The 19786-nt window shown below is 39.1% G+C and carries 20 protein-coding genes; 7 read left to right on the top strand and 13 right to left on the bottom strand.

What is annotated here, in order from left to right; all coding sequences use genetic code 11:
- Window positions 1–133 precede the first annotated feature (133 nt).
- The 3 genes from I6E72_RS04840 to I6E72_RS19710 all read left to right on the top strand — a co-directional run bounded on the left by I6E72_RS04840 (window position 134) and on the right by I6E72_RS19710 (window position 3250).
- On the top strand, window positions 134–397 hold the full coding sequence (locus tag I6E72_RS04840) for a GrxA family glutaredoxin (protein ID WP_007585470.1): 264 nt from the start codon (window positions 134–136) through the stop codon (window positions 395–397).
- 160 nt (window positions 398–557) lie between these two features.
- Window positions 558–2423: a DEAD/DEAH box helicase gene (locus I6E72_RS04835; protein ID WP_007585469.1), complete on the top strand. Its 1866-nt coding sequence runs from the start codon at window positions 558–560 to the stop codon at window positions 2421–2423.
- Window positions 2424–2935: 512 nt separating this feature from the next.
- Complete coding sequence (locus tag I6E72_RS19710; RefSeq protein WP_231620497.1) at window positions 2936–3250, top strand: hypothetical protein; 315 nt, start codon at window positions 2936–2938, stop codon at window positions 3248–3250.
- A 76-nt stretch (window positions 3251–3326) separates the two neighbouring features.
- On the opposite strand, the gene I6E72_RS04825 is transcribed toward I6E72_RS19710, so the two are convergent.
- The 9 genes from I6E72_RS04825 to prmB all read right to left on the bottom strand — a co-directional run bounded on the left by I6E72_RS04825 (window position 3327) and on the right by prmB (window position 11008).
- The gene (locus I6E72_RS04825) at window positions 3327–4880 is read right to left on the bottom strand and encodes an AbgT family transporter (RefSeq protein WP_039489264.1); all 1554 of its coding nucleotides are present in this window, start codon (window positions 4878–4880) and stop codon (window positions 3327–3329) included.
- Between the two features lie 144 nt (window positions 4881–5024).
- Window positions 5025–5300, bottom strand: a complete 276-nt coding sequence (locus tag I6E72_RS04820) for a YfcL family protein (RefSeq protein ID WP_002962183.1) — start codon at window positions 5298–5300, stop codon at window positions 5025–5027.
- Entirely contained in the window at window positions 5297–6460 is a 1164-nt protein-coding gene (locus tag I6E72_RS04815) for an ATP-NAD kinase family protein (RefSeq protein WP_197111231.1), read from the bottom strand. Before I6E72_RS04815 ends, I6E72_RS04820 begins: the two co-directional genes overlap by 4 nt.
- Window positions 6450–7004: an elongation factor P hydroxylase gene (locus I6E72_RS04810; RefSeq protein ID WP_197111229.1), complete on the bottom strand. Its 555-nt coding sequence runs from the start codon at window positions 7002–7004 to the stop codon at window positions 6450–6452. Before I6E72_RS04810 ends, I6E72_RS04815 begins: the two co-directional genes overlap by 11 nt.
- A gap of 118 nt (window positions 7005–7122) precedes the next feature.
- Complete coding sequence (locus tag I6E72_RS04805) at window positions 7123–7584, bottom strand: zinc-ribbon domain containing protein (RefSeq protein WP_121954637.1); 462 nt, start codon at window positions 7582–7584, stop codon at window positions 7123–7125.
- A gap of 62 nt (window positions 7585–7646) precedes the next feature.
- Window positions 7647–8294 (bottom strand): glutathione S-transferase family protein, encoded by a 648-nt coding sequence (locus tag I6E72_RS04800; RefSeq protein WP_197111227.1) that lies wholly within the window; start codon window positions 8292–8294, stop codon window positions 7647–7649.
- A gap of 106 nt (window positions 8295–8400) precedes the next feature.
- Window positions 8401–8790: a DUF4112 domain-containing protein gene (locus I6E72_RS04795; protein ID WP_101216624.1), complete on the bottom strand. Its 390-nt coding sequence runs from the start codon at window positions 8788–8790 to the stop codon at window positions 8401–8403.
- Window positions 8791–8910: 120 nt separating this feature from the next.
- Window positions 8911–10008 (bottom strand): chorismate synthase, encoded by a 1098-nt coding sequence (gene aroC, locus I6E72_RS04790; RefSeq protein ID WP_008138551.1) that lies wholly within the window; start codon window positions 10006–10008, stop codon window positions 8911–8913.
- Between the two features lie 64 nt (window positions 10009–10072).
- Window positions 10073–11008, bottom strand: a complete 936-nt coding sequence (gene prmB, locus I6E72_RS04785) for a 50S ribosomal protein L3 N(5)-glutamine methyltransferase (protein WP_007580615.1) — start codon at window positions 11006–11008, stop codon at window positions 10073–10075.
- Between the two features lie 152 nt (window positions 11009–11160).
- On the opposite strand from prmB, the gene smrB reads away from it, so the two are divergent.
- Both smrB and I6E72_RS04775 read left to right on the top strand, forming a co-directional pair.
- Window positions 11161–11718, top strand: coding sequence for an endonuclease SmrB (smrB, locus tag I6E72_RS04780; protein ID WP_007377742.1), 558 nt, complete (start codon window positions 11161–11163; stop codon window positions 11716–11718).
- A 27-nt stretch (window positions 11719–11745) separates the two neighbouring features.
- On the top strand, window positions 11746–12675 hold the full coding sequence (locus I6E72_RS04775) for an AEC family transporter (RefSeq protein ID WP_024591640.1): 930 nt from the start codon (window positions 11746–11748) through the stop codon (window positions 12673–12675).
- A 1-nt stretch (window position 12676) separates the two neighbouring features.
- On the opposite strand, the gene I6E72_RS04770 is transcribed toward I6E72_RS04775, so the two are convergent.
- Genes I6E72_RS04770 through sixA form a run of 3 tightly spaced genes read right to left on the bottom strand, consistent with a single transcriptional unit; the run spans window position 12677 to window position 14271 of the window.
- Complete coding sequence (locus I6E72_RS04770; protein ID WP_197111225.1) at window positions 12677–13414, bottom strand: SDR family oxidoreductase; 738 nt, start codon at window positions 13412–13414, stop codon at window positions 12677–12679.
- An 8-nt stretch (window positions 13415–13422) separates the two neighbouring features.
- Window positions 13423–13776, bottom strand: a complete 354-nt coding sequence (locus tag I6E72_RS04765) for a RidA family protein (RefSeq protein WP_197111223.1) — start codon at window positions 13774–13776, stop codon at window positions 13423–13425.
- A 24-nt stretch (window positions 13777–13800) separates the two neighbouring features.
- Entirely contained in the window at window positions 13801–14271 is a 471-nt protein-coding gene (sixA, locus tag I6E72_RS04760; protein ID WP_024608902.1) for a phosphohistidine phosphatase SixA, read from the bottom strand.
- A 192-nt stretch (window positions 14272–14463) separates the two neighbouring features.
- Between sixA and I6E72_RS04755 the strand changes: the two genes are divergently transcribed.
- Together I6E72_RS04755 and I6E72_RS04750 are read left to right on the top strand one after the other, a co-directional pair.
- On the top strand, window positions 14464–17187 hold the full coding sequence (locus I6E72_RS04755; RefSeq protein WP_197111221.1) for an insulinase family protein: 2724 nt from the start codon (window positions 14464–14466) through the stop codon (window positions 17185–17187).
- A gap of 54 nt (window positions 17188–17241) precedes the next feature.
- Window positions 17242–19500, top strand: coding sequence for a sensor domain-containing protein (locus tag I6E72_RS04750; protein WP_197111219.1), 2259 nt, complete (start codon window positions 17242–17244; stop codon window positions 19498–19500).
- Here the strand turns inward: I6E72_RS04750 and I6E72_RS04745 are convergent.
- Window positions 19497–19691 (bottom strand): hypothetical protein, encoded by a 195-nt coding sequence (locus tag I6E72_RS04745; RefSeq protein WP_007580601.1) that lies wholly within the window; start codon window positions 19689–19691, stop codon window positions 19497–19499. The genes I6E72_RS04750 and I6E72_RS04745 overlap by 4 nt on opposite strands.
- Window positions 19692–19786 lie beyond the last annotated feature (95 nt).

The raw sequence follows: 19786 nt of genomic DNA, 5'->3' as shown, positions 1-19786 counted from the left end.
TTCGCATTTTGCAAATCATATTGCTATGCATAATATGATTTATGCTTTTATTAGAATGGTGCAATCGATTTTTTTCTCTTTAAATAATTTTCCATTCATTTAAACTGATATTAATCAAATTGAGGAGAAAGCTATGTTAACCGTAATTTTTGGCCGTGAAGGTTGTCCATTTTGTGTTCGTGCGAAAGATGTTGCTGAGCAATTATCAAATGAACGTGATGACTTTAAATTTCGTTACATCGACATAATTAAAGAGGGCATTAGTAAAGCCGACCTTGAAAAGTCAGCGGGTAAGCCTTGCCCTACTGTTCCACAAATTTTTGTAGACCAAAATCACATTGGTGGATTTACAGAATTTGAAGCTTACGCAAAAGAAAACCTAGGCTTGTATAAATAAGCTTTGTATTAAATATGTTAACCAGCTTAATAAACCCTACATTGAGCTGGTTAAATTTCGACCAACATCAAACACATACAAATTAGTTTCAATTTATACAAGCATTTGCCTCGCGAATCCTATATAATGCGCGCCTCTTTAAATTCGTTGAGGCGTATTAATGTCAGAACCAGTCACGTTTGAATCTCTAAATCTTTCTCCTGCAATTTTGAAGGCAGTTGAAGAGTTGGGTTACAAGACACCATCTGAAATCCAAGCTCAATGTATACCGTTATTGCTAGAAAGAAAGGACGTACTGGGACTAGCTCAAACGGGTACAGGTAAAACCGCAGCATTTGCACTGCCATTACTAAATAATATTGACCCGTCTGTGAAACAGCCACAGATCCTTGTACTCACACCAACACGTGAGCTTGCGATCCAAGTTGCTGAGGCATTCGAACAATATGCTAAACATGTTCGTGGTATTGAAGTATTGGCACTATATGGTGGCCAAAGCTACAGTATCCAATTAAGCGCACTTCGTCGTGGCGCTCAGGTTATTGTTGCAACTCCAGGTCGTTTAATCGATCACATTAACCGTGGCACTATCAAGTTTGATGCTCTACAAGCACTTGTACTTGATGAAGCCGATGAAATGTTACGTATGGGCTTTATCGATGATGTAGAAAGCATCATGGAAAAAACACCGCGCGAAAAGCAAACATGTCTTTTCTCTGCGACTATGCCTAAGCAAATTCAAAACATCAGCAGCAAGTATATGAACAATCCTGAACAGGTTCATATTTCTGCGCGTAACTCTACAGTATCATCTGTTGAGCAAGTGTTTTGGAATGCAAGCGTACATAAAAATAAAGCTATTGTTCGCTTCTTAGAAGCTGAACAGTATGAAGGTGCTATTGTTTTCGTACGTACGCGTAACGATACAGTACAACTTGCTGAGTTATTAGAGCGCGAAGGTTTCTCTGCTGCTCCACTTAATGGTGATATGAACCAGCAAGCACGTGAACGCACTGTAGAACGCTTAAAAAGCGGCATGCTAAATGTTGTTATTGCAACAGACGTTGCTGCTCGTGGTCTAGATGTTGACCGCTTAAGCTTAGTTATCAACTACGATATCCCACAAGATTCTGAAGCCTACGTTCACCGTATCGGCCGTACAGGTCGTGCTGGTCGTACTGGTAAAGCAATTTTATTCGTAAAACATAACGAACGTTATTTACTTAAAAATATCATTCGTCATACGAAGTCTGAAATTGCACAAGTTGAATTACCAACTGCAAAAATCGTTGAAGAAAAACGTATTGAAGCGTTACAAGCAAAATTAACTATTGCGCTTGAAAACAAAGATATTACATTCTTTAACGAGATAGCTACTAACATGGCTGAAAAACTTGAACTTCCTCTTGAAAGCTTAGCGGGTGCGTTACTGTGTTTAGCACAGCAACAGTCTCCAATTAAAGTTGAAGAAGTTAAGATTCAACCTCGTGAACGTAACGAGCGTAACGATCGCAACCCACGTAGTAACGACCGCAATGATCGCGGTGGTGACCGTGGACGTCGTAACGAACGTGGCGGCGAACGTGGTGGTGAACGCGCTGAGCGTAAACCTCGCGAACGTAACAGCCGTGATGCAGGCCCTATGGATACTTACCGTATCGAAGTAGGTCGTGAACACGGTGTTCAGGTTAAGAACATTGTTGGCGCTATCGCTAACGAAGCTGACATCTCAAGCAAGTTTATTGGTGATATTCGTTTACACGACAATCACAGTACGGTTCAATTACCGCAAAACATGCCTAAAGATGTACTTGATCATTTCCAAAAAGTGTTTATTTGTAAACGTCCTATGGGCTTAACAATTACACAAGATCAAGGCCCTGCTGAGCCACGTGCAGAACGCTCTGAGCGTCCAGCTGGTGACAAAAAGCGCACCTTTAGTAAAGATAAAGACGATAGCCAACGCGGTGATAAGCGTACTGGTCCTCGTAAAGAACGTCGCCCTGTAAGCTTCACAGCTAAATAAGCAACGACTCTTTAATAAAAAAACCTTGCCACGAAAGTGACAAGGTTTTTTTGTTTTTAAGCTGCTGCTACAGTGAAAACAAAGTAAACTTTCGCGTCAATTCAATAGCGGCTTGAGATAGTTTTTTTAGCCTGAGTTCGGGTTGCTTAATGCCTATAAATACATTTCTCTGATTTTTAAAATAACAAAAATTCTGTAAACTAGACAAAGGCTATAGTTCACGGACGAATTAAAAATTGAAAAAGATTTACGACAACTTGCTCTTTGTAGCAATAGTACTCCCCATTTTATTATGCATCACTATACCTATTTTAATGGACTTTACAGATCCACCATTCATCTCAAATGAACTATACGGCGTTGTTTTCTTTATAACCCTCCCTATTATCTGTTGTGCACTATTTATCTATTTAAATATACTTATTTTCAATAAATATAAACGCTGCAGTAAATATAGAGAATCACTTAAATATAATTTCTCAGATACTAAAATAAAATTAGCATCCATTTTCATGTACCCATTATCCCCTTTATTAATCTATGGAATACTCTATATTTTTATCTCTGATCCTATTAAATTATGGGCTTACTACACGCAAGGCGACTATTGGTATAAAGAATACATCCTGACCGATGTACAAGAGTGTGGCACTGAGTATGAAGATAGCTGTACTCGTTTATACTTCAAAGACCCTAAAACGAATAAGATTCATCATTTTAGGTGGTATGACGATAAGTCTACAATAATGAACAACAAAAATGATTATGTGTATATTGTTGGAGAGGCCAGCTTATTTGGCTATATAGTGAGAGATTTAGAAAGGTAACTTAGACTTACTTTTACATTACAGGACTTTTATTTAAAAACCTCACTCAAGTGAGTGAGGTTTTTAAAGGTTTAGGTTAAGGCAATGCTGGATAAATGTAGCTAGCATCTAAACCTAAAGGAATACCAAGTGCCCAATAACCTAGCAAGAAAATACTCCAGCCAATCATAAAGGCGATTGAGTACGGCAGCATAATAGCAATTAAAGTGCCTATACCGGTGCCTTTGACATACTTTTGACAGTACACCACCACCAATGGGAAGTATGGCATTAACGGTGTAATAATATTAGAGCTTGAGTCACCTACACGATAAGCGGCTTGAGTTAAGTCTGGCGAAATACCAAGTTGCATTAACATCGGTACAAAAATGGGGCCAAGTAACGCCCATTTTGCTGAACTTGAACCTACAAACAAGTTAACAAAGCCGGTTAAAAAGATAATTCCTACAACCGTTACTGCACTTGGCAATTCCATCGCCTTTAATAACTGCGCACCTTCAATTGCGAGCAGTGCACCTAAATTTGATTTACTAAATGCAGCAATAAATAGCGAACAGAAAAACGCCATGACTATATAATATGCCATGCCGCTCATCGCTTTACTCATTGCATCAATCATATCTTTTGAAGTTTTAAAGGTACCTACCGTAAAACCATATACAGTGCCTGGGATCCAAAAAAGTAAAAATATTAGTGGTACAATTGATTGCATTAAAGGAGAGCTAAAATTAGTAAGGGATCCATCACTACTGCGCATTGCAGAATCGTCTGGAGCAGAGACAAATGCTAATAACGCAAGTCCTGCAATCATCACGGTACTGGCTATATAAAAGGCACGTTTTTCATCACTACGTGCATCTTCAAATACAGGTAAATCCTCTTTAGCACCATCAACTGCTGTTTTTTGTAAACGTGGTTCAATAATTTTATCGGTAATGTACCAGCCTAATGCCACAATAAATAAGCTAGATGCTGAAGCAAATGCCCAGTTATTTAACGGGTTAATTGTTATTGCAGGATTAATTATTTGCGCCGCACTTTGGGTAAAGCTTTGTAGTAATGGGTCGATACCCGATGGAATAAAGTTAGCCCCAAAACCACCACTGACTCCTGCAAAGGCAGCTGCAATACCCGCAAGCGGATGGCGTCCTGCAGCATAAAATATAACACCTGCAAGTGGAATAACTAATACATAACCTGCGTCAGTAGCGGTATGGCTCACAATGGCCACTAAAATGATTGAAGGCGTTAATAGCTTTTTAGGAGTAACTTTAAGCATTAACTTAAGACCGGTATTAATAAAGCCCGAATGCTCTGCAACACCGACACCTAACATAGCTACTAACACCACACCTAAGGGAGCAAAGCCAGTAAAAGTTTTTACCATAGAGGATAAAAAAGTAGCGAGCGAATCACTTGCCAGCATATTATTAATAATAATCGCTTCACCGGTACGTGGATCTATTGCATCAAAGCTTACGCCTGAAAACCACCACGACAAAAACCAAATTAATAACATTGCAAACAGAAATATTACGGCTGGATCTGGAAGCTTATTGCCAACCCGCTCAACAAAATTTAAAAAACGCGCAACAACCCCTGAAGGTAAAGCGTCTTGATTATTATTCATTCTTATCGTTCCTAAAATTTATTTTTAGTAACAATATCGCATAAAAACAAAACAGTAAATTAACATAAAAATCAGCTTTGAAAGTTTTGGGCACAAAAAAACACGATAGTGATAAACAAATCGTGTTTTTTGTATCACTTACTTTTAAGCGAGGGCTTTAACTTCTTCCCACAAGCGTGCAACTAATGTCTTATCTTCTTCGTTAAGCTCACCATTACGATACGCTTTAACTAAGCTCTGCTCTACAGTTTCGTTTAGTTCATCTATACTGATTGTCAGCTTTTCTACTTCGGCATAACCAACTGCAAGATCAAAATGACCTCGTAAATAGCCGCCTGCAAATAACTCATCGTCAGTTGCTTTTATTACTAAATCATCGAAGTACTGCTGGGCTGCATCGATATAGTTCACTAAACTCATTTATTAATCTCCTGGTTTTGCAAAGCACCTGTATTTTCAAGGTTTTGGTGCCCTACTGCATACATAATATGGTCGTTAAATCCGGTGGTTACTTTAATATAACCCGTTAATTCATCATCTAATTCGCCATCGCCGGTGTCACAAATAAGGGGGCGGCTATTAAGCGCTTGTAGTTTTGTTTTTGTTGCTACTACAATAATGTTTTCTTTGCCAATTGCACGTATAAGCGCAGGGCTCAATTGCTGATTACCACGGCCAAAAATATGCCCTTGCCCGCCAATGAGCGTAATGACTAACTTAGTACTTTGATCATGTGTAAGCTCAAGTAATTGCTTAGCCGTTAAATCTTGAGCAACTAAGGTTTGATCTTTTATTAAATCAACGCCAAGCAACGTATTCTCAAGTCCCATCTCTTCCATGATGGCTTCAACCGTTGAGCCGCTACCCATTATATAAAATGTGTCTTCATCCATTTGCGATACAACATGCGCAGCAATGTCGGCAAGTACGAGCTCGTCGGTTTCTTTACCGCCATTTTTAACCGCTTGCATATAGCGTACTTCGCTAGGTGTTTGCATTTCGCCGTAGCGCTTTGCTTTTACTGTGCCTTGCCTGAAAGCATCTTCATCTATATCCATTACATCTGCATCGGCTAAGGTAACTAACTCACCCTTAACCAGCATTTCGACTACGCGCCCTGCAGCTTTTGGTGTAATAGCGTACACACCAGAGTGAATTTTACAGCCTGCAGGAATACCAAGTACGGGAATGGTATCTTCGATTGCATGACAAATATTACGCGCTGTACCATCGCCTCCAGCAAATAAAACTAAATCAACACCAAAGTCTTTAAGTACTTTTGCTGCTTGTTCTGTGTCATCTGGGGTTGTTATTGCTGCAGTGTTATATACAACCTCTACATTAAAGCCCAAGGCTTTTGCTGTTTGCTCACCCATGTCACCGTTAACGGTGTAAATGGTTAAGCGCTCTTTATAAGGCAATAGCACTTCAAGCGCTGCTTTTGTACGACTATTTGCTTTGGGTTCTGCACCTAATTCGATTGCTTTAGCGGCTGTGTGTGCGCCATCACTGCCTTTTAAAGCAACTGTTCCGCCTAAACCCGCTACTGGGTTTACAATTAAACCTAATTTAAACGCCATTACAAAGCTCCTTCGGATATTGCCAATTAAATTGCTGCACTGTTAATGGCCACGGTGTATTGTAAAAATCAGACAGTGCTTTTAAAAGTGACTCTGTACGAGAGTTAAAGCCATTTTCGATTAGCGATAATACCCGTGCATGTACGCGCTGCTGAAAATCAAACCGACACGTTTGTTCGCCGTTTAAGTTATCCACCGACACATTAAAATTAAACCCTGCTGCAGTGCTTAATAACCACTCTATCGCCTGAGGCTTTATTTCTACCTTTTCAAACTCAGCTTGTTTTTGTTTGTCGCGCCCATCAGGGCAGTACCAATAGCCGTAATCTTCTAATAACCGACGTGCATCACCGGCCACCAGCCAGTGTGCTATTTCATGTAATGCACTGGCATAAAAACCATGCGCAAATACAACTTGGTGATATGGCACCTGCTCTGTTGCTGGTAAATACACAGGCTCACAATCGCCTTTTATCAGTCGTGTATTGTGACTTTGATAAAAAGTGCGCTCAAAAATTGAAATTAGATCAGCTATTTGATGCATAAAAATTGATTAATTCGTCTCGGTTACAGCGCCATATTAGCGCACTAAAAACGATACGAATTGTACGGACTTTTACAACTAAAGTAAAAATAAGGCGTGATAGTAAAATATAAGCGGATTAATCTTTCACTTTATTGATATTTTTAATAATACCTAAACAGTAAAGCGTATTGGCAAGTTCTTTACGCTGTGTTTTTTCACTTGAGGTTTTATTGGCTAAGCTAGTTAACATATCGTACCGTTTACGTAGAGTTAGTATATATCTGGCATGTCTACGGCATTCAAAGCAATGAGTACAGTGTGAATCGACCCAAAATCTTAATGTTTCAAACCAATATTGCTGCTCTTGAGCAAAAAAAATAAATGCCTTAGAGCAAGTCCCGCACTTCTCTTCAATATCAACATAAAGTGCCCGAGGATAAATGGCATAGTTTTGCTTTTTTATATCAGCCAATATTACCGTATTAGGGAAGTATTTAAGGCTCGAGTAACGCCAGTGCGCATTCTCTATCGCCTCTATTGTCACTGGGGTATTGGTAGTTATTGGTGTATTGCCATACCTTGGGTGATTTAGATACATGAGCTGCCTAGTTTAAACTTATGATTTTAAGGTATAAAACATGCCATATAAGAAAACAATAATTATACAGGCGTTCCTGCTTCATCACACTCTACAATATCGGTCTCGGTTAATGCCTGAGTGATCCATGCTTGCAATACTGGGCAGCGCATCACAAAATCACAATATTGCTGCGCCTCTGGCGATAACGTAATTTGATAGGTTTTTAAGCGCAGTACAACAGGCACATACATGGCATCAGCAATATTAAAGTCACCAAAAAACCACTCATTTGGAAACACATCTTGTTGCTGTGCAAATATCTCGTCTATACGGCCTATGTCTTTTAGTGCTTCGCTCGATAGGTCTACTTTACGGGTTGCTCTTATATTCATTGGCATTTCACTGCGCAGTGCCATAAAGCCTGAATGCATTTCAGCGCTTAGTGCACGCGCTTTAGCTCTTTGGGTAATATATTTTGGCCATGCAGCGCCTGATAAGTAAGCATCGTTAATATATTCACAAATTGCTAGCGAATCCCATACCTGTAAATCGCCATCAATTAACGCTGGGACTTTTTGCAAAGCAAAGGTCTTTTTTAGTTCATTGTAAAAGTCGGGGGTGTCGAGTACCAGCTGGGTTTCACTAAACTCAACATCAAATTTACTCATTAAATACCATGCGCGTAATGACCAGCTAGAGTAGTTTTTATTACCGATAAATAATTGCATATTGTAGATACCAAAGTGAATAGACGCTCCTACCTTACTAGGTGATTTAACAACCAACAACATTTTGTTTAAAGTCTCTTTGCTAACTGTTACTTAAAGCTATTAATTACTCACTTAACTGCTTGTTTAAATGCTTGTTTAAATGCTTTTTTAATAGTTGTGTATTACGCGTGTTAGCTTTAAAAAAGGCATCAAAAATATCACCAAAAAATGGTACTAAACCGCCCACAAAATCTATGAGCATATTGATAATCATCTTAGTTTTTATACGTTTACTCACACCTAAACGCTGGGCTTCTATCAGCACATAACTTGATAAAATTAGCCCTGCGGCATCACCTATAACGGGAATTAAACCAATCACAGCCTCCAAACCTATATTAAATTTAGTAAAAGGAATGCCAATGCTGCTATCAGTTAACTTACTGAATCGCTCTAAGCGGGCTATTGCAGCTTGGGCTTTTATTTGTGAGTGTTCATTAATATTATCGTTCATGATTACTACCCTCCTTCTTGCAGTATATAGGGCCTACTTGAACAACTCCTGAAAGGCTTTAAACTAAATTACAGACATAAAAAAACGCGGTAATCCGCGTTTTTTTATAATTATAAATACTTACACAGAGCCATTAATTGGCCCGTGTTCGTGATTTACATGCGGATTTTGTCCGCGTTGACGCAGTAAGTGGTCCATTAAGGTAATAGCCATCATTGCCTCCGCAATCGGGATTGCACGAATACCCACACACGGATCGTGACGACCTTTGGTGATCATCTCTACCGCTTCGTTGCTTGTATTAATGCTGTTACCTGGGATGGTAATGCTCGACGTTGGTTTTAGCGCAATAGAAGCAATAATATCTTGCCCTGTCGAAATACCCGCAAGTACGCCACCTGCATGGTTTGATGTAAAACCTTCAGGGGTTAGCTCGTCGCGATGCTCAGAGCCTTTTTGCTCAACTACATCAAAGCCATCACCAATTTCCACGCCTTTAACTGCATTAATACTCATTAATGAGTGTGCAAGTTCAGCGTCAAGGCGGTCAAATACTGGCTCACCAAGACCTACTGGTACGTTGCTTGCCACTACTTTTACTTTAGCGCCAACTGAGTCACCTTGCTTTTTAAGGTCACGCATATATTCGTCAAGCGCTTCAAGCTTACTTGCATCAGGGAAGAAGAATAAGTTATTTTCAACTTCGTCCCAATCAAACGTTTCCGCCTTAATAGGACCTAGCTGGCTTAAACATGCTTTAACTTCAATACCATGAAATTGCTTTAAGTATTTTTTAGCAATAGCACCTGCCGCTACGCGTATTGCGGTTTCGCGTGCAGATGAACGACCGCCACCGCGATAGTCGCGCAAGCCGTACTTATGCCAATACGTGTAATCGCCATGACCTGGGCGAAATACATCTTTAATTTTGCCGTAATCTTGCGAGCGTTGATCGGTATTTTCAATCAATAAACCAATGCTGGTACCTGTGGTTTTACCTTCAAAAACGCCTGCTAATATTTTTATTTGATCGCTTTCACGGCGCTGCGTTGTATAACGGCTTTGGCCTGGTTTTCGGCGATCTAAATCAATTTGTAAGTCGGCCTCTGTGATTTCAAGACCTGCGGGAGTACCATCAACAACGCCGCCTAATGCAACGCCGTGGCTCTCACCAAAGGTGGACACTTTAAATAACTGTCCAATGCTATTACCTGCCATTAACTTTCCTCATTCCTAATGACTACCAATAGCCAAGCACACGGCTTGGCTATTCATTTTTTACTTATTTTGCAAAATACTCATCTAGCTGCTTTTTGCTAATTACAAATACACCTAAGCCGCCTTGTTCAAATTCAATCCATTCAAACGGCGCGCCCGGATAAAGTGCATCCATATGTACCATAGAGTTACCAACTTCTACAAATAACAAACCGTTATCGGTTAGGTGTTCACTCGCTTCACTTAAAATAGTACGGGTTACATCTAAACCATCGTGGCCTGATGCAAGCCCAAGCTCTGGTTCATGATGAAACTCACGTGGCAGGTCAGCCATATCTTCTGCATCAACATACGGTGGGTTTGCAACTATTAGGTCGTATTTTTGACCTGGTACACCGCTAAATACATCAGACTGAATGGGTAACACACGATCACTTAACATGTAATCGTTAATGTTAATGTCTGTCACTTCAAGCGCTTCATACGATATATCTACCGCATCAACTTGTGCTTCCTCAAAAGCTTGAGCAAGTGCAATTGCTATACAACCCGACCCCGTACATAAATCTAATATGCGGTTAACCGATTGTGGCTCTTCAAGCCAGGGTGTAAAGCGGTTGCTGATAAGCTCAGCAAACGGTGAGCGAGGTATAAGTACACGTTCATCCACATAAAATGGCATACCCGCAAACCATGCAATGTTTGTTAAGTAAGGTACTGGTGTGCAGTCGTTAATACGTTCTGCAATAAGACCCGCAAGTCGGTTTTTTTCTGTGCTTGTTAAACGCGCGTGCATTAATTCTTTTGGCGCATCAACAGGCAAGCTAAGCGCAGGCAGTAATAAGCTTACAGCTTCATCCCATGCGTTATCTGTACCGTGTCCAAAAAATATACTACTACTTGCAAATTGGCTTGTAGTCCAACGTAACCAGTCATGTAAAGTTGACAGTTCTGCAACGGCTTCTTCGAGTGTTGCTTCTTCTATTTGTAAATCGCTCATATATTTTTACCTGTATTAGCTTACTGACTGTTTTGAGTCTTTAAGACGATTGCATTGCCTATCTGCGCTGGGCAAATTACAATTGCCCCTCATTTAAGTATTGTACCGCCTTTTGCGCTGCGTTTTTACGTTTTTTTGTTTAGGTAATAGTTATGAAAAAAGACACTCCATCACATTCGTCCCTAAGCAATGACGACATAAGCTTATTTCGTCAAACGATCACAGGCGCCAAAGTATTTAAACAAGATACTCATCGTTTTGATACAAAGCCTAAGGTGTCACAAGCTAAGCAATTTGCCCAGCAAAAAAAGCAGGCTCAATCTGAATTTTTCTTCTCAGACGTTTATATTCCCGATATAGACACCCACGGCACGGTTAAATATGTAAAACCTGGCCAAGATACCTTCCTAGCTAAACAGCTTCGCCGTGGTGACTTTGCACCCGATTTGACGCTAGATTTACATGGCTTAAATAAAGAACTTGCTAAAGATGAACTCGCTGGACTCATTCACGAATGTAAAAAGCAGCATTACTATTGTGCATGTGTAGTGCACGGTATTGGCGGCGGCGTATTAAAGCATAAAGTGCCTCAGTACTTAGTACAGCATCCTGACGTAATAGCGATGCACCAAGCCCCTCTCGAATATGGTGGTAGAGGCGCTGTACTCATACTAATTAATTTACCGCAAAGTGATGAATTTAGACGCTAACTTTAGCTATTACTAGGATGTAACTACGTGCATATTTTTTCAATTATTTTTCCGCTCATTTTTATTGTGGCGTTTGGTTATAGCTGTTGCCGATTAAAATTTTTCGAAAAGCAGCATATTGCAGGCTTAAGTAAATTTACTTTTTATATTAGTTTGCCTGCTTTTTTATTGTTAAATATGTCGCAAATTAACTTACAGCAAAGCATTAGCCTTTTTGCATTTTTGAGTTTTTACATACCCGTTCTGAGCGTGTTTGGGGTGGGTATTTTAATTGATCGCTTTTATTTAAATAAAAAGTATTTAAAAAATTACCAACAACACGGCGTCTTTGGACTCGCTTCTAGCTATTCAAATATGGTGTTAGTGGGTATTCCTATTGTTATTGCATCGCTTGGCAAAGAGATGATAGCCATTGCGTTTATGATCATTACTTTTCATAGCACATTGTTATTTGCACTTACTTTTTTAATAGGGGCTAAGGGCAGTAGCGATAAATTTTCGTGGTCGCACTTTGGAAAAAGTATGGTGTTAAATCCAATAGTACTGAGTATTGGATGCGGGCTTATATTAAACATATTAGGAGTAACACTGTTCACCGACTTAGCAAATAGTTTGGAGCTATTAGCTAAACCAGCAATTGCCTGTGCGCTATTTGTACTTGGTGCTAATTTAGCTTTTTATAAAATAGCAGCAAATTGGCAACCTGCGTTAATAGCATCAATTTTAAAAATATTTTTATTGCCTGCGTTAGTTTTATTGGTAGGCACCTATGTATTTAAGCTAGACACGCAAATACTTAATGTATTGGTACTTTTAAGTGCGTCCCCTGTTGGCGTAAATGCTTATCTTATTGCGAGTCAAATAAAGCAGCATGAAGCTACTCTTGCTGGGGCTGTCGTACTTTCTACTATCTTAAGTGTTATTAGCTTTACGTTTTGGCTAGCTTTATTACTTTAGCTTACAAACCGCCGGCTACATCAACAAAACTACCCGTTGTAAAAGAAGCGTGCTCCGAAGCTAAAAAGTAAATTGCTGCAGCAACTTCATCGGGTGTACCGCCTCTGCCAAGGGGTAATTTACTTTTAAGACGATCGACTCGATTTTTTTCACCGCCATCACTATGCATATCAGTGTAAATAAGCCCAGGTCTAACCGAGTTAACACGAATACCTTTACTTGCCACCTCTTTGGCCAAGCCAATAGTAAATGTGTCCATTGCACCTTTAGATGCTGCATAATCAATGTACTCATTAGGAGAGCCCGTTTTAGCGGCCCCCGATGAAACATTAACAATACTACCGCCATTTCCCATTCGCTTTATTACTTCACGACTACATAAAAAAGCACTGGTAATATTTGTAGTCAAAACTTCGTTTATGCGCTCAGCACTCATTTCTAACAAAGGCATTTGTGGTTTTAAAATACCGGCGTTATTTATTAGTACATCAAGTCGACCAAAGACTTTATCTATATGCATAAATAAAGCTAAAACGTCAGCCTCTAGTGATACGTCACCTTGAATTACTTCAGCCTCAACGCCTAATCGCTTTACTTTTTCTGCCACCAATATCGCACTAGCTAAATCAGCTTTATAATTAATGCAAACATCATAACCATGCTTTGCAAAATATAGTGCAGTAGCTGCGCCAATACCTCGACTAGAGCCTGTGATAAGTACAACGGGGGAGCGAGTCATTAAAGCTATTATTCTTTTAAAGCTGCGACTACTGAAATTTCAACAAGCAGTGCATCACGTGCCATTTTAGCTTCTACGCAGGCACGTGCTGGTGCATAACCCTCGGTTACCCACGCATCCCATACTGCATTCATATCAGCAAAGTATTCCATGCTCTTTACATAAATAGTCGCGCTAAGCATATGTTCTTTTGAACTTCCCGCTTCATCAAGTAATACTTCTACTTTATCAAGCATAGTTTGAGTTTGCTCTTTAATACCTTTTTGCGCGTCGGCGCATACCTGCCCACATAAATACACAGTGCCGTTATGTTTTACAATGCGGCTCATGCGCGCACCTGTTTGTAAACGTTCTATTGTCATTTTACTTTACTCAATTATTTATATTTAAACGTTTTCTGGGGCATTTATACTTAAATAACTACTACGCTGGGTTTGCTCATCGTAACTAATAACAGCAACAGCACCCGTATTAAAAATGGGCATATTGCCAGGACTTAATTGGTCCACTAAATAACTTACAATAGGCATATGTGATACAACAAGCCATGTATTGCATTGGGGGTGAGTAGCAATAAGTGTTTCGATGTAGTCAGCAGCAATTTGAGGTTTGCCTTCGGGAATTATATCAGACGTGGTTTCGCTAAATTTAAATACGTTATTTTTAGCCACACCTGCAGCTGTTTGCTGTGCTCGAATGTAAGGACTAACTAACAGTGCATCAGGGTAATGTGCTTTACTGAGCCAAAGGCCCATTTTTTCAGCTTCATCATGCCCTGCTTGGGTTAAATTTCTACCTGCATCATCAGCCTGCATGGGTGTTGCTTCGCCGTGGCGCATTATTAGGATTGTTTTCATAAAAAATCAACCGATTAAAGAATATAAAACAGTAGCCAGTTTGCCCGTTTGTCAGCTATATTAACAATATAAATCTATTTATTTCTAAAATAGTTCTTTCATGAGATTCAGGTAAATCTTTAAGCTGTACTTCGCTTTCCTGAAGCCATCATCTGTTGTTAACAAGTAAACGTTTAGTTTCAGGAGCATCATTTGAATATCAGCCGCAATGATAACAGAGCATACCGCGCCTTTACACTGGACAATGGTCTAAAAGTACTATTAGTGCAAGATAAAGATTCTACAAAAGCGGCAGCATCAATGGCAGTTAACGCCGGACATTTTGACGACCCTCTTGATAGGCAAGGCCTAGCACACTTTTTAGAGCACATGCTTTTTTTAGGCACTGACCAATACCCAGATTCAGGCAGTTTTAATAATTTTGTTTCGCAAGCTGGCGGCAACACCAATGCGTGGACCGGCACTGAGCATACCTGTTACTTTTTTGATATTAACAATCAAGAATTTGAACAAGCACTTACCCAATTTAGCCGCTTTTTTATTGCGCCTCTTTTAAATTCAGCCGAAACAGAAAAAGAACGTAACGCAATTGAAGCCGAGTTTAAACTAAAAATAAAAGACGACGGTCGCCGTATTTATCAAGCCCACAAAGAAACGGTAAACCCTGCTCATCCATTTGCTAAATTTTCTGTAGGAAACCTACAAACCTTAGCTGACAGAGAGCGATGTATTAGTGATGAGCTTCGTGACTTTTTTAATAGCCAGTACCAAGCTCAGTGGATGACTTTAGTTATTTGCGCAAACGAAACACTAGATACACTACAAAGCTGGACTCAAACTTACTTTGGCGCAATTAACGGCAACAAAAACCTTAAAAAGCCAGAGATCAGTGAGCCACTTTATCGCAAACAAGACATAGGAAAAATACTCCATATTGAGCCACATAAGCATATGCAAAAACTTATTATAAGTTTTGCTATGCCTAATATTGACGACTTTTATCGCCATAAAACAGTAAGTTTTATTGCCCACTTACTTGGCTATGAAGGCGCGGGTTCTCTTTATTCTATTTTAAAAGAACAAGGCTGGATCAATGCACTTTCTGCTGGCGGTGGTATTAATGGCAGCAACTTCAAAGATTTTAATATTAGCTTAGCGCTTACCGATGAGGGTATTGAATACTTTGAAGATATTATTGAAATGGTGTTTGAATACATTTGTTTAATTAACGATAACACCGAAAAATTGCCGCGCTTATATCAAGATAAAAAAAATCTATTACAAATAGCATTCGATAACCAAGAAAAATCACGCTTAATTGATTGGGTCAGTAATTTAAGCATTAATATGCAGCATTACGACGAAGCAAATTACGTGCAAGGCGACTATTTAATGGAAGGCTTTAAAAAAGCGACCCACGAAATGGCCATGCAGTGGTTAACGCCACATAATATGCGCATCGTACTTATACATCCAGATGTAGAGCCTGAACATAAAACGGCATGGTACAACACACCATATAAAGTAGAACATATTTCACCTAGTTGGCTTGATGCCCTTAGCGAGATAAATAAGCCGCTGAGCGAAATGCTGCTACCTACAGCTAATCCTTATTTAACAAAAGAAGTGGTGTTATTTGATGTCGTAAAACCACAAACAAAACCCGAGTTATTAGTAAAAGAACCCGGTTTTGACTTTTGGTTTAAACAAGACAACACATTTCGTGTTGCTAAAGGCCATTTTTATTTGGCCATGGATTCTGATTTTGCCGTAAAAGATGTAAAACATATGGCACTCACCCGTTTATTTACAGATTTATTTATGGATAGTGTGGGCGAGCAATTTTATCCAGCAGAACTTGCGGGACTTAGCTACCACTTAACCTCGCATCAAGGTGGATTAACTCTACATACCGCGGGGCTTTCATCTAGCCAGTTAGAGCTTGTTGATCAATTAATAGATGCTTTATTTAATGTAGAGATCTGTGCAAAACGCTTTGCTGAATATAAAAAACAGCTTGTAAGGCATTGGCGCAATAGCAACCAAAACAAACCAGTCAGTGAGTTATTTAGCATTTTAGGCGCAAAAATAATGCCTTGGAACCCACAACCTGGGGAGCTTGCATCGGCATTAAAAAACACCTGTTTTCAGCAATTTAATGAGTTCAGAACAGACTTTTTTAAAGCACTACATGTTGAATCATTTTTACATGGTAACTGGCAGCAAAGTGATGCAATAGCCTTTCAAAAAAAGGTCGCAAATCACTTAAAAAACGCAACCATAATTGAAGATTTAAGACGCCCTCTTTTTGAAATTAAAAAAGTAACTCGCTACGAGCTAGAGCTTCCTTGTAACGACCATGCAATGGTTATTTACTATCAAGCGCAAACGGATTGCGTGGCCGAAAAAGTAAAAATGATGGCGTTAAATCATTTAATTAATCAAGATTACTTTAATGAATTACGAACTACACAGCAACTTGGCTACTTAGTAGGCGCAGGTTATGCACCATTTAATACGCGTGCTGGTATAGCATTTTATGTGCAGTCACCTAAGTTTGATGCAAAAGCTTTATTGCATCGACATAACCGTTTTATTAAAAACTACCTTGATAACATTGATGCACTTGATGAAAACGATTGGCAACAGCAAAAACACGGCCTTAGTACTCATATTGCAGAAAAAGATAAAAACCTGCGCCTACGCTCACAACGGTTATGGCTTGCTATTGGTAACAGAGATCATGAATTTCATATGCAACAACGACTTTTAGATGCCTTAAATGCGCTAACCCTAAAAGAACTAAAAGTTTATGCACTAAGCCTATTTGATGATAATAGACCAAGATATGAGCTTTTAAGCTCGGCAAAAGTCAATAAATCTCAAAATATGCCCGTTTACTCTCAATCTCTTTGACACTAGGTTTAGCTTGTTTTAAATTATCATTTGTAAATTAGAAGTAATAAAAAAATGATAAAAATAAAAATAATAATAAAACTAAGCATGCTTGTAGTACTTGCTTACTCATTTGAGCTTTTTGCCTTTGAGTCATCATTTAATTACAACTCCGACAATATACTTATACTAGCAAGCGCCATTATAGCGCTTGCTTTGCCCTACCTGTTATTTGTAATCCACAAACTTAGACGCTCACGCCGTCAACTCCGTCTTTCGGAAAAACGCCTTAAAAGTACTGTAGAAGGTAGCGGCGATACACTTTGGGACTGGAACATAAAAACAGGCGAAGTTATTCGTATTAACGATAAGTACTTAATGGATTCGACTACCTTAATGGGGTTTCCGCCAAACAAAGGCCTTATTCATCCTCACGATATTAATAACGTTGAGCACTTGTTAAAAGTACACTTTGCAGAGCAGTCTGCTTTTTTTGAAGCCACCTACCGAATCAAAGATACATTTGGTCGTTGGCATTGGGTACTCGATCGCGGAAAAATAATTGAAAAAGACGCCAACTTATCACCCCTTAGAATGACAGGTACCGTTCGCGATATATCACAGTTAAAATCAACGGAAGAGCGCTTAAACCTTTTTGCTAAATGTGTTGAATCACTCACTGACGCCTTAGCAATTTACGATAAAAACTTTAAACTGGTTGATATAAACCCGAGTTTTTTAACCTTGTTTGGTGGCGTACGCGAGCAATACTTAGGAAAAGATTTCAACCTATCTGGGTATGAGCCAAGCTACACAAACAGAATTATTGAAATAGTAAAAGAGCGCGAACATATCCAACAAGAAGTGAAGCTTCGTAATAGTGAGCGTGTTTTATTGCCTATAGAAATATCGATAGATGAAATTAAAAACGATCAAAATCAAATAACTAATTATGTCGTTGTTTATTCAGATTTAACAGAGCGTAAAAAAGCCGAATCGCAGTTACATAACTTATCGAATCGAGATCGCACAACTAGTCTGCCTAACCGAAATTTATTTTTTACTGATTTGCAAAAGCTAGTAAAGCTCAACTCGCATCACGCCTTGCTTGTATTCGATTTAGATAACTTTAAAAAAATAAATGACTCGTTAGGGCATCAACTAGGTGACAGCTTATTAGCTAAACTAGCAATGCGCTTAAATAAACTAACCCGCGAAAATGATGTATTTTATCGTTTAGGCGGCGATGAGTTTGCTCTTGTAATGTCTGACACTAACGACATACATGTAATTACACGTATGGCAAAACAGTTTTTAGCAGCCATTGCTACACCATTTAAAATGGCTGGCCACGAACTGGCAATCACCTCAAGTGTAGGCATTGTATTATTCCCAGAAGACGGTAATACGCCTGAACTGCTCCTAAAAAATGCAGATACCGCGATGTATCATGCTAAAAAGAAAGGTAATAGCTACCTATTTTTTAACGACACGATGAACCGCCAAGCCGTTAAACGTCTGCAAATAGAAAACCTTATGCGCTTTGGTTTAAAAGAAGATCATTTTGAAGTGTACTACCAACCAAAAATGAATATTCGCACAGGCAAGCTAACCGGAATGGAAGCATTAGTGCGCTTTATTACACCCAAAAAAGGCATTATTAGCCCAGGCGTGTTTATACCCATAGCCGAGGAAACGGGCCAAATAATTGAAATTGGTGAAGTGGTATTAAACAAAGCCTGCAGAGACGTAAAAGAATGGCTAGATAGTGGTTTATTTAGCGGCCGAGTAGCTGTCAACTTATCAGCAAAGCAATTTAGCCTCCCCGATTTAACTTCTCGTATTGACGTTATTTTGCAAAAAAACGAATTACCTTCTTACTTTTTAGAGCTTGAAATAACAGAAGGTACTGTAATGGACGACCCTAAAGAAGCCATTGCAATTATGCGTTCGTTAAGTGCCCGAGGTATTCATTTAGCAATGGATGATTTTGGTACTGGTTATTCATCATTAGCGTATTTAAAGCAATTTCCGCTTAATACACTTAAAGTAGATAAAGCATTTATAGATGACATGACCAACGAACGTGGGCGTAATATGGTCGACTCAATAGTCACTATTGCGCATAACCTTGATTTGCATGTAGTTGCTGAAGGTGTAGAACAAGCTCATCAAATTGATATACTTAAAAAGCTTAATTGCGAAACAGTACAAGGTTATTACTATTCTAAGCCACTATCAAAAAGTGAATTTACTGAATTTTTAAAGCAGCAACAAACTAAAGCAGCCCCAAGCTTAATTAGAAAAAATAAAAATGTGGCGTCGATAAATTAAGGGCGCCATATACACGCATTTATACCTACATTTCTTACTAAAGCACGACGATAATGTAGATTAAACAAGCACCAGGCCACAGGCCCAAGTAAACCGCCTAAAATAAGCCATCGCTTAATTGGCATGCCTTTTTTAATGGCTTCTAAATACATTAAAGCTATAAATGCACTGCTTAGTAAAACTATAAACAAAATTACCCTTTAAAGTTGCTCAAAAATACGGCGCTTATTCTAACGCTAACATGATTAAATTTAAAGCAACAAATCCCCCGCGCGCACAAAAAAGC

It is taken from the genome of Pseudoalteromonas sp. NSLLW24, assembly GCF_015864725.1.
GTDB lineage: Bacteria > Pseudomonadota > Gammaproteobacteria > Enterobacterales > Alteromonadaceae > Pseudoalteromonas > Pseudoalteromonas arctica.
Note: the sequence above shows the minus strand (reverse complement) of the source record. Positions and strands in the feature narration are given on the sequence as shown.